This window comes from Micrococcus sp. Mcc89 (assembly GCF_024519795.1).
In the GTDB taxonomy this organism is placed as follows: Bacteria; Actinomycetota; Actinomycetes; order Actinomycetales; family Micrococcaceae; genus Micrococcus; species Micrococcus luteus.
The window spans coordinates 1-10,666 of sequence record NZ_JALJRI010000024.1 but is presented as its reverse complement, the minus strand read 5'-3'; the positions used below and the strand labels follow the sequence as shown (position 1 = coordinate 10,666).

Sequence of the window (10,666 nt, the reverse complement as noted above, 5' to 3'; positions counted from 1 at the left end):
ACTCGCGACCTCCACCTTGGCAAGGTGGCGCTCTAGCCAACTGAGCTACATCCGCGCGTCGGTGCCGCCGGGATCCGCTCGTCCGAGCCGCTCACCTGCGTTTTCCAACGAGAAAGAACTCTAGGCCATCTCCGCCCGGATGCAAAATCGGCGTCCGGAGGCGTGTCGGGCCACCCCGTCGGGGGTCCGGGGACCCTGCCAGAATGGCTGACCATGACCCAGCCACGCCTCGCGCATCAGACCCCCCACGGACGCATGTACGCGCGCTCCCTCTCGGGCCTGCCCGAGGTCCCGTCCATCACCACCGTGATCGGCATGGAGAAGACGGACCTGGACGGCTGGGTCGGGTGGATGGCGGCCCAGTCCGTGACCCAGGATCCGCGCCTGGCGGAATCGGTGGGCTCCGCGGCGCGCCTGAAGCAGGTGGCCCGGCAGTCCGCCGACGCCGCCGCCCGCTACCGGGACGCCGCGGCCGAGCGCGGGGACCGCGTGCACGACTACGCCGAGCAGGTGGCCCAGCGCGCCCTCGGCCGCCCCCACACCATGGCGGAGGCCCGGGCCCGGCTGATCGAGCACGGCGAGGGCGCCTACGCGGACCGCTTCGACGAGTGGTGGGACCTCTACGACGTCCGGCCGATCGCGGCCGAGATCACCGTCTGGAACCACACGGTGGGCTACGCGGGCACGCTGGACCTCGTCGCCCGAATCGGCGGCCGGCTGTGCCTGATCGACTACAAGACGAAGGGCACGGGGCGGGACGGACGGGTCAAGGCGCTCGACCCCAAGGTGGTCATGCAGTTGACCGCCGGCCTGAAGGCGGAGGAGTCCCTCGTGGATCCCGAGGCCGGCACCTGGGAGGAGTGGCGGCACGGGCAGGCCGAGATGCTGCTCGGCGTCGCCCTGGGGGAGACCGAGGTCGCCGTGCACCAGGCCAACCCGGGCGTGCTGCCCCGCCACTGGCACAAGTTCTGGGCCCTGCGCCAGGTCTGGAAGCACGCGCAGGCCGTGGACGACGCCGGCCCCGCGCTCCGTGTCATCGGCCCGCCTCCGCCGTCGGTCCCGGTGTCGGCGGCCACCGGTCTGCAGGCCGTGCGCGCCGCGGCGTTCGGCGGCGGCTCCCACGCCGCCCCGGCCGTGGCGCCCGACGGGTTGTCGTCGCGCCCGGCGTCTGCCGAGGGCGGCGATAGGGTGACGGCGTGACCGTCCTGCCCGTCCGCACCATCCCCGACCCCGTCCTGCGCACCGCCGCGTCGCCCGTGCCCGCGGGTGCGGACGTGCGCGCCCTCGTGGCGGACATGATCGAGACGATGCACGCCGTCGGGGGCGTGGGCCTGGCCGCGCCCCAGGTGGGCGTGGGTCTGCGGGTCTTCGTGTTCGACGTCGCCGGCGTCGCCGGGCACGTGGTCAATCCCGTGCTCGAGACCGCCGGGCAGGCGCTGCGGGAGCCGGGCGAGGGGTGTCTGTCCGTGCCCGGGCTGCGCTACCACCCGGCGCGCGCCGCGGAGGCCGTCGTCCGCGGCACCGACGTGGACGGGAACCCGGTGGAGCACCGGGGGACCGGCCTGCTCGCCCGCTGCCTCCAGCACGAGACCGACCACCTCGACGGGATCCTCTACGTCGACCGCCTCGACGGCGAGGAACGCCGTGAGGCCCGCCGCCGCATGCGCGCCGGCGAGGTGGACCGCGCCGCTCGCCGCATCGGGGCCGCGCGCGCGGCCGCCGTCAGCTCGGTCTTCGGCGCCCCCGGCGCCCCCGCCGCCGGAACAGGAGCCGCCCGATGACCGCCCCGACGCCCCTGCGCGTGCTCTACGCCGGCACGCCCGAGACCGCCGTGCCCGTGCTGCGCGCCCTGCTCGACTCACCCCACGAGGTCGTCGGCGTGCTCACCCGGCCGGACGCCCCGGTCGGGCGCCGGCGGGTGCTGACCCCGTCGCCGGTCGCGGTCGTGGCCGAGGAGGCCCGCCTGCCCGTGCTCAAGGCCGACCGACTCCGCGGACCCGAGGGCGCCGATGCCCTCCAGGCGATCCGCGCCCTCGAGGCGGACGTGGCCGTCGTCGTCGCCTACGGGGCGCTCGTGCCCGCCGAGGCCCTGCAGACCCCCCGCCACGGCTGGCTCAACCTGCACTTCTCCGCGCTGCCGGCCTACCGCGGCGCCGCCCCCGTCCAGCGCGCCGTGATGGCAGGGGAGACCGAGATCGCCGCCGACGTGTTCCAGCTCGAAGAGGGCCTGGACACCGGGCCCGTCTTCGCCCGGCTCACCCGCCCCGTCGCGGCCGACGAGACCGCCGGGGCCGTGCTCACCGACCTCGCCGAGCGCGGCGGCCCGCTCGTGATCGACGTGCTCGACCGCCTGGCGGACGGCACCGCGACCGCCACGCCCCAGCGCGGCGAACCCACCCACGCGCCGAAGCTCACGGCCGCAGACGGCCTGGTGGACCCCGCCCGCCCGGCGGCCGAGGTGGCCGCCCGGATCAACGGCGTCACCCCCGAGCCCGGCGCCTGGGGCTGGCTGACCGCCGACGACGGCGCCGCCCCGGCCCGTTTCAAGCTCGACGGCGTCGCCCCGGTCAGCGCCGGCGACGACGGCTGGCCCTCCGCCCTCGATGCCGCGGCTCCCGGGCAGATCCTGGTGGCCGCGAAGGCCGCCTGGCTGCGCACCGCCGGCGGGGCCGTCCGGCTCTCCCGAGTCCAGCCGGCGGGCAGGAAGCTGATGCCGGCCGCCGACTGGGCGCGCGGCGCCGCCGCCGGGGCCGCGCTGCTGGCCGGGGAGGCGCTCGCCCACCACGAAGAACAGGCCCGCCGGGAGGCCGCCGCCCGGGCCGCGGCACGCGAGGCCGCGCGGAACGCCACGGCACAGGACGAGGAGGCGCGCGCATGAGCCGCGAGAGACAGCCAGGACAGGGCCGGGGCGAGCGAGGGGCCCGCGGAGAACGCGGCCGCGCACCCCGGCCAGACCCCCAGGACCGCCGGGATGCGCAGGGGCGCACCCGCAACCGGGGTCGCTCCGGCGCCGGGCGGAAGTACTCGGCGCAGGCGCCGTCGCAGCGCTCCCGCACCGCCGACCCGGCGCGCCGCGTCGCGTTCGGGGTGGTCCGCTCCGTCCACGCCGAGGACGCGTACGCGAACCTGGTCCTCCCGGCGCGCATCCGCCAGGCCCGCCTCGACCGGCGCGACGCTGGCTTCGCCACCGAACTCGCCTACGGCACCCTGCGCGGGCTCGGCCTGTACGACGCGATCCTGACCCGCTGCGTGGACCGCCCGCTCGAGAAGATCGACCCACCCGTGCTCGACGCCCTGCGGCTCGGCGCCCACCAGCTGCTGGGCATGCGCGTGCCCGCCCACGCCGCCCTCGACGCCACCGTCTCCCTCGTGCGCGCCGAGATCGGGGCCGGCGCCTCCGGGTTCGTGAACGCGGTGCTGCGTCGGGTCGCCGAACGCCCCCTCGAGGAGTGGCTGGCCGACGTCGCCCCCGCCGACGGCGGCGACGCCGCCCTGGCCGTCCGCGCCTCGCACCCGGTGTGGATCGTCCGCGCGCTGCGCCAGGCCCTGGCCACCCACCGCGGCACCCGCCACACCGCCGACCGCGACGCCGAGCTGGCCGCCCTGCTCGAGGCGGACAACGCCCCGCCCGTGGTCAACCTCGTCGCCCTGCCCGTGGCCGGTGGGGCCGAGGCGCTCGCCGCGGCCCTCGACGACGGCGCCGAACCCGGGCCGCTGGCCCCGGACTCCGCCCTGCACTCCGGCGGCGACGCCGGCCGCCTGCCCGGGGTGCGCGAGGGCGTGCTCCGCGTCCAGGACGCCGGCTCCCAGCTCACCGCCCGGGCCCTGGCCCAGGCACCCGTCCCCGCGGCCGAGGGGCGGGCCGAGCGCTGGCTCGACCTGTGCGCCGGCCCCGGCGGCAAGGCGGCCCTGCTGGCCGCCCTCGCCGCGGAGCGGGGGGCGACGCTCGTGGCCAACGAGGTCGCCCCGCACCGCGCCGACCTCGTCCGGCAGGCACTCGCCGCCGTGCCCGCCGACGCCTGGACCGTCCGGGCCGGGGACGGCCGCACGATCGCCGACGCCCCCGAGGCGGCCCCGGCGTTCGACCGCGTCCTCGTGGACGCCCCCTGCACCGGCCTCGGTGCGCTGCGCCGCCGACCCGAGTCGCGCTGGCGCCGCACCCCGGCCGACCTCGCCGAGCTCACCGGCCTGCAGGCCGAGCTGCTCGACGCGGCGGTCTCCGTCCTCGCCCCCGGCGGGGTGCTCGCCTACGTGACCTGCTCCCCGCACGTCGCGGAGACCGTCGTCCAGGTCCAGGACCTCGTGCGCCGCCACCCCGAGCTGGAGCTGCTCGACGCCCGCACCGCCCTCGACGCCGTCGCACTCGACGACCTGCGCCTGGACGAGGCCGAACCCGCCGGCGCGCCGGAGCCGGGAGACGTGGTCGCCCGCACGGCCCAGCTCTGGCCGCACCGGCACGGCACCGACGCCATGTTCCTGGCCCTGCTGCGCGCCCCCGGCGCCTGACCGAGAGGACCCGACCATGACCGCCCGCCCCCCGCGCCTGCACCCCTCGATCCTGTCCGCGGACTTCGCCCGCCTCGCCGACGAGCTGGCCCGCATCCCCAGTGCGGACGCGGTGCACGTGGACGTCATGGACAACCACTTCGTCCCGAACCTCACCCTCGGCCTGCCCGTGGTCGAGGCGATCCGCCGCGCCACGGACCTGCCGCTGGACCTCCACCTGATGATCGAGGACGCCGACCGCTGGGCGCCCGGCTACGCGGAGGCGGGGGCCGAGTCCGTCACCTTCCACGCCGAGGCCTCGGCGGCGCCCGTCCGGCTGGCCCGCGAGCTGCGCGCGGCCGGAGCGAAGGCCGGCATGGCGCTGCGACCGGCGACCGCGGTCGAGCCCTACCTGGACATGCTCCCGGAGCTGGACATGCTCCTGCTGATGACCGTGGAGCCCGGCTTCGGGGGGCAGGCGTTCCTCGACGTCGTGCTGCCGAAGATCCGCCGGGCCCGCCGCGCCCTCGACGGCGGGCCCGCCCCGCTGGCCCTCCAGGTCGACGGCGGCGTGAACCGGGAGACCATCGAACGCGCGGCCGAGGCCGGGGCCGACGTGTTCGTGGCCGGCTCCGCGGTGTTCGGCGCCGCGGACCCCGACGCCGCGCTCGTCGGCCTGCGCACCGCCGCCGCCCGCGCCTGCCACTGAGCCCGGCGACGCGGTCGCCCGCCCGCCGCGCCGGACGTCGCCCGGCGACGTCCGGCATGCGCGGCCGGCCGGGCGTGCGATACTGCTGGACAGCAACGTGCTCCGAGATGCGGTGGAAGTCCGCACCGGCGGTGACAGCCCGCTAACCGCACGGCCCGTCCTCATCCGAGGCGGTGCCGGGCGGCCTGACCGGTGGAATTCCGGTGCCGACCGTACAGTCGGGATGGGAGAGGCACGCGGCGGAGCCGTTCCGCGCCCTGCGCGGGAGGGCTGCGGAGCGCACCCCTCGGAGTCCCGATCCGAGGAGGTGGCGTCACGGTCATGGACTGGCTGGTGGACGCGTTCAACTGGACCATCCCGGTCGCCGGCGGCGGCCTGCTTATGCGCGAGGTGCTGGGCAACGTCTTCGGCCTCGCCTCCGCCCTGGGCGGCATGGCGCGCAGGGTCTGGGCCTGGCCCGTGGGCATCCTCGGCAACCTCATCCTGCTGACGGTCTTCCTCGCCTCCCTGTTCACGGGGGCGGATCACGCCACCCTGCTCGGCCAGGCCGGCCGACAGGTCATGTTCATCGCCGTCTCCGTCTACGGCTGGGCGCGCTGGCGTCAGGCCCGCCGGGGCCACGCCGAGGACGCTCCCGCCATCACCCCGGAGTGGGCCGGCTGGCGCGGGCGCGTGTTCCTCGTGACGGCCATGGCGGTCGGCACCGTCGCCCTCACCCCGATGTTCCGCGCGCTGGGTTCGTGGGAGCCGGTGTGGGCGGACGCCTGGACGTTCGTGGGATCGCTGCTGGCGACCTACGGCATGGCGCGCGGCTGGGTGGAGTTCTGGCTGATCTGGGTGGCCGTGGACGTCGTCGGCGTGCCCCTGCTGTGGAGCACCGGCTACTACGCCTCGGCCGTGATGTACGCCTTCTACGGCGCCTTCACCCTGATCGGCTTCTTCGTGTGGCTGCGCGCCACAGACCGGGACAAGCCCGCCGTGGAGACGCTGCTGCCGGACGGCCCCGAGGGGGACGTCGCCCGATGAGCGCCGCCGAGACCCCGTCCGCCGACCCCATGGACCTCGCCGTCCGCGCCGCGCTGCGCGGTGTGCGCGGCGCCAACCCCCTCGTCGGGGCCGTCCTGACCGACGCGGCCGGCCGCGTCCTGGCCGTCGGCCACCACCGCGGACGGGGGACCGCCCACGCCGAGGTCGACGCCCTGACCCGCTGGCGGGCCGCCCGCTCCACGGATCCGGCCCTGGCCGCCCTCGACCCCGCCGGCCTGACGCTGCACGTCACCCTCGAGCCCTGCGACCACACCGGCAGCACCGGCCCCTGCTCGCAGGCCGTCCTGGACGCGGGGATCGGCGCACTGCGCTACGCCGTCGCGGATCCCACCGGCCACGACGGCGGCGGCGCGGCCCGCCTCGCCGCGCACGGGGTGCGCGTCACCGGCCCCACCGGCGAGGCGGCCGCACTCGCGCTCACCGCCCGCTGGCGCGCGGTCCGCGACGCAGGCCGCCCGTGGGTGACCGGGCACCTCGCCCAGTCCCTCGACGGCCACGCCGCGGCCGCCGACGGCACGAGCCAGTGGATCACCGGCCCGGACTCCCGCGTCCACGCCCACGAGGTGCGCTCCCGCGTCGACGCCATCGTCGTCGGCACGGGGACCGTGCTGGCCGACGACCCCCGCCTCACCGCCCGTGACGCCGCCGGCGCCGAACTCGCGCACCAGCCCGTGCCCGTCGTCCAGGGTCACCGGCCCGTGCCCGACGGCGCCGCCCTGCGCACTCACCCGGTCCTGCTGCACGTGCCGGACCACGACCCGCACGCCGTCCTCGCCGCGCTCGCCGCCCATCCCGGGCCCTGGCCCCACGGCCGCCGTGCCGAGCACGTGCTCATCGAGGGCGGGCCCCGCGTGCTGGGCGCGTGGCTGCGCGCCGGCCTCGTGGACGAGCTCATGGTCTACACCGCGCCCCTGCTGCTCGGCCCGGGCCGCGCCGCCGTCGCCGGCCTGGACATCGCCACGCTGTCCGAGGCACTGCGCTGGCACCCCGACCCCGCGGAGGGTGGCCCCGTCCGTGCCCTCGGGGACGACGTCTGGACCCACCTGAGCCCCGTGCCGGCCCCGCGCCTGCCCACCGCCCCCGCCCCGACCCGTTTCCAGGAGGACTGAGTGTTCACCGGCATCGTCACCCATCTCGGCACCGTCGTCGCCCTCGAGCACGACGCGGCCGCCGACACTGCCCTGCTGACCCTCGACGCCGGCGGCGCCCTCGACGGGCTCCCCGCCGGCGGCTCGCTCGCCGTCGACGGCGTGTGCCTCACGGCCCTCGACGGACCCGCGGAGCGCCCCGGCGTGTTCCGTGCCGACCTCATGGGCCAGACGCTGCGGATGACCAGCCTCGGCGACCGCGCCCCGGGGGACCGGGTCAACCTCGAGCGCTGTCTGCGCCCCACCGACCACCTGGACGGACACGTGGTCCAGGGCCACGTGGACGGGACCGGCGAGGTCCTCGCGGTCGCCCCGCACGGGGCCTGGACCACCCTGCGCATCGGCCTGCCCGCCCGCCTGGCCCGCTACGTCCCCGCGCAGGGGGCCATCGCCCTGCAGGGCGTCTCCCTCACCGTCACCGCCGTCTCCGACCCGGGCGCGGCCGCGCACTGGTTCGAGGTCGGCATCATCCCGGCCACGCTCGAGGCCAGCACCCTGGGCGCCCTGCGGCCGGGCGACCGCGTCAACCTCGAGACCGACGTGCTCGCCCGGTACGCCGAGCGTCTCGCGCTCATCCCGTCCGCCCCCGCCGCACCCACCGAGGAGGCCCGCCCGTGAGCGAGCACATCCGTCTGGACCCCGTCCCCGCGGCGATCGCCGCGATCGCTGCCGGCCGGCCCGTCGTCGTCGTGGACGACGCCGACCGCGAGAACGAGGGCGACCTGATCTACGCGGCCGCCCTGGCCACCGACGAGGTCACCGCCTTCACCGTCCGCCACACCTCGGGCGTCATCTGCGCGCCCCTGCCGGCCGGCCTGGCCGACCGCCTGGCCCTGCCGCCCATGACCACCGTCAACGAGGACCCCAAGGGCACCGCCTACACCGTGTCCGTCGACGCCGCCGCCGGCGTCACCACCGGCATCTCCGCCGCCGACCGCACCCGCACCCTCCGCGTGCTCGCCGACCCCGGTGCCGCCCCCGGTGACCTGACCCGGCCCGGTCACGTGTTCCCCCTGCGCGCCGTCCCCGGCGGCGTCCGGGCGCGCCGCGGCCACACCGAGGCCGGCGTCGAGCTGTGCCGCCTGGCCGGCGTCGCGCCCGTGGCCGCCATCGCCGAGCTCGTCCACGACGACGGCACCATGATGCGCCTGCCCGCCCTGCGGGAGTTCTCCGATGAGCACGGCCTCGTGCTCATCTCCATCGAGGACCTCGTGGCCCACCTGGAGGAGACGACGCCGACCCTGACCGCCGTCCCCGCCGAGGCCACCCTGCCGACCCGGCACGGCCTGTTCCGCGTGAGCGTGCACGTGGACGCCGAGACCGGGGCTGAGCACCTGCTGCTCGTGGCGGGGGAGACCGACCCGGAGCGTCCCCTCACCGTCCGCGTGCACTCGGAGTGCCTCACCGGCGACGTGCTCGGCTCCCTGCGCTGCGACTGCGGCCCCCAGCTCGAGGACGCACTTGCCCGCGCGGCGGCCGAGGGCGGCGCCGTCCTCTACCTCCGGGGCCACGAAGGACGCGGCATCGGCCTGGCCAACAAGATCCGCGCCTACCGGCTCCAGGAGGAGGGGATGGACACCGTCGAGGCCAACCTCGCCCTCGGTCTGCCCGCCGAGGCGCGCGACTGGGCCGGGGCCGCCGCCGTCCTCACGGCCGCCGGCCATCGGCGCATCCGCCTGGTCACCAACAACCCCGCGAAGGTCGCGGGGCTGCGGGCGGCCGGCATCGACGTCGTCGAGCGTGTCCCGGCCCCCACGCCCGTCACCGAGCACAACGTCGTCTACCTGCGCACCAAGCGGGACCGCATGGCCCACGCCCTGGCGGACCGCGTGCTCGAACCGCCGACGGCCACCGGCGGCCCCGCCACGCCGGCCGATGACCCGACCACCGACCCGACCCACCCCACCCACCAGGAGGACACCCCATGAGCGGCGCCGGAGCCCCGACCTTCACCCCCGACCCCGCCGCTGCGAGCGGCCTGAACGTGGCGATCGTCGCCGCCCAGTGGCACACGGAGATCATGGACGGGCTGATCGCCGGGGCGCAGGCCGCCGCGGCCGACCTGGGCCTGGAGCCCGTGCTCGTGCGCGTGCCCGGCACCGTCGAGCTCACCGTCGCCGCGGCGCGGCTGGCGGAGCGATTCGACGTCGTCGTGGTCCTGGGCGTCGTGGTGCGCGGGGACACCCCGCACTTCGACTACGTGTGCCAGTCCGTGACCCAGGGCGTGACGGAGGTCTCGGTGCGCACCGGCGTTCCCGTGGGCTTCGGCGTGCTCACCGTGGACACCGACCAGCAGGCCCGCGACCGGGCGGGCCTGCCCGGATCCCGCGAGGACAAGGGCCGCGAGGCCCTCGAGGCGGCCGTCCTCACCGAGCTCGCGCTGCGCTCGGTCACGCCACGGGACTGAGGGTGGCCGGGCGGGGCTGCCTGCTGGGTCGGCTGCTCTCGACGTGGACCCTGTCCCCGGGGCCGGTGGGGTGATCGCAGGCCGGTCAACCGGGCCCGTCCGGAACGCCGGCAGCCCCGCGCCGTCATGGATGGGGTCGGCCGGAGGGCGCGGGGACCCGACGATAGAGGCGGAGACGAGACGCCCCCGCCCTTCGTTTCTCTCGCGGCATCCACAGCTCGTCGTCCACTGCCCCGACCGTCAGGGCGGGCCGTTGACCCCCAACGCGTTCACCGCCGCAGACGGGTGATCTATGCGGCCCGCCCCGCCTCGGACGACTGCGTCGGGGTGCACGGAGCCTGCCGCAGCGTGGCCGCGTTCAAACAGTCCATGGCCCTGCTGGGAGCTGCGCGAGACCGGGCTGCTGCTCACCCCCCTGGTGCCGGCCCGCTCCATCGTCCCCGGTGCACGTCTGGCCTGCGACTGGCTGGGCCACTATGAGAAGCGCGAACCCGTCGCCTCCGCCTACGCCGACCTGGCCGGCCTCATCTTCGAAAGGATCACCGCATGAACGAGAAGCAGCTTGAGCCCGACCTGAGTCTGCGAGCACAGCGACGCAAGCCCACCCCGGCCCCCCAGACCCCGGCTCCCGGAGCGGTGATCCCCGCAGAACCGGCAACGACCTCGGACCCGGCCGGTGGGTATGCGCCCCTGGCGCGGCGTGGGGCGCCGACCGTGGCCCTGAACGTGCGAGTGCCCGAAGCGATCCGCGACGCGGTGCGTCGAGAGGCCGCCACGAACCCGGCAACGCCCAGCCAGGCCGCGGTCATCGAAGCCCTAGGGCGTGTCTGAGAATAGATGCACGAGTCAGCTGAGACCCTGGGGACATGT

Annotated in this window: 11 protein-coding genes and 1 riboswitch; all 11 genes read left to right on the top strand. The window is 76.5% G+C overall.

Annotation, left to right across the window (positions count from 1 at the left end):
* Positions 1 to 213 precede the first annotated feature (213 nt).
* The 11 genes from NR072_RS02880 to NR072_RS02830 all read left to right on the top strand — a co-directional run bounded on the left by NR072_RS02880 (position 214) and on the right by NR072_RS02830 (position 10,627).
* Positions 214 to 1,200 (top strand): cytochrome, encoded by a 987-nt coding sequence (locus NR072_RS02880; protein ID WP_078026256.1) that lies wholly within the window; start codon positions 214 to 216, stop codon positions 1,198 to 1,200.
* Entirely contained in the window at positions 1,197 to 1,781 is a 585-nt protein-coding gene (def, locus tag NR072_RS02875; protein ID WP_078026257.1) for a peptide deformylase, read from the top strand. The genes NR072_RS02880 and def overlap by 4 nt, the downstream gene beginning before the upstream one ends.
* A complete protein-coding gene (locus NR072_RS02870; RefSeq protein ID WP_123244427.1) occupies positions 1,778 to 2,878 on the top strand; it encodes a methionyl-tRNA formyltransferase in 1,101 nt (366 codons plus the stop codon). Before def ends, NR072_RS02870 begins: the two co-directional genes overlap by 4 nt.
* The gene (locus NR072_RS02865) at positions 2,875 to 4,506 is read left to right on the top strand and encodes an RsmB/NOP family class I SAM-dependent RNA methyltransferase (protein WP_256836066.1); all 1,632 of its coding nucleotides are present in this window, start codon (positions 2,875 to 2,877) and stop codon (positions 4,504 to 4,506) included. Before NR072_RS02870 ends, NR072_RS02865 begins: the two co-directional genes overlap by 4 nt.
* Before the next feature lie 16 nt (positions 4,507 to 4,522).
* On the top strand, positions 4,523 to 5,194 hold the full coding sequence (gene rpe, locus NR072_RS02860; protein ID WP_216880376.1) for a ribulose-phosphate 3-epimerase: 672 nt from the start codon (positions 4,523 to 4,525) through the stop codon (positions 5,192 to 5,194).
* Between the two features lie 94 nt (positions 5,195 to 5,288).
* Positions 5,289 to 5,433, top strand: a riboswitch (FMN riboswitch).
* An 82-nt stretch (positions 5,434 to 5,515) separates the two neighbouring features.
* A complete protein-coding gene (pnuC, locus tag NR072_RS02855) occupies positions 5,516 to 6,220 on the top strand; it encodes a nicotinamide riboside transporter PnuC (RefSeq protein WP_036383761.1) in 705 nt (234 codons plus the stop codon).
* The gene (ribD, locus tag NR072_RS02850; RefSeq protein ID WP_256836062.1) at positions 6,217 to 7,350 is read left to right on the top strand and encodes a bifunctional diaminohydroxyphosphoribosylaminopyrimidine deaminase/5-amino-6-(5-phosphoribosylamino)uracil reductase RibD; all 1,134 of its coding nucleotides are present in this window, start codon (positions 6,217 to 6,219) and stop codon (positions 7,348 to 7,350) included. Before pnuC ends, ribD begins: the two co-directional genes overlap by 4 nt.
* On the top strand, positions 7,351 to 8,007 hold the full coding sequence (locus tag NR072_RS02845; RefSeq protein ID WP_256836060.1) for a riboflavin synthase: 657 nt from the start codon (positions 7,351 to 7,353) through the stop codon (positions 8,005 to 8,007). It abuts the gene before it with no gap.
* Positions 8,004 to 9,317: a bifunctional 3,4-dihydroxy-2-butanone-4-phosphate synthase/GTP cyclohydrolase II gene (locus NR072_RS02840; protein ID WP_020624533.1), complete on the top strand. Its 1,314-nt coding sequence runs from the start codon at positions 8,004 to 8,006 to the stop codon at positions 9,315 to 9,317. The genes NR072_RS02845 and NR072_RS02840 overlap by 4 nt, the downstream gene beginning before the upstream one ends.
* Complete coding sequence (ribH, locus tag NR072_RS02835) at positions 9,314 to 9,796, top strand: 6,7-dimethyl-8-ribityllumazine synthase (RefSeq protein WP_036383758.1); 483 nt, start codon at positions 9,314 to 9,316, stop codon at positions 9,794 to 9,796. The genes NR072_RS02840 and ribH overlap by 4 nt, the downstream gene beginning before the upstream one ends.
* A 546-nt stretch (positions 9,797 to 10,342) precedes the next feature.
* Complete coding sequence (locus tag NR072_RS02830) at positions 10,343 to 10,627, top strand: hypothetical protein (RefSeq protein ID WP_122054294.1); 285 nt, start codon at positions 10,343 to 10,345, stop codon at positions 10,625 to 10,627.
* Positions 10,628 to 10,666: the final 39 nt, after the last annotated feature.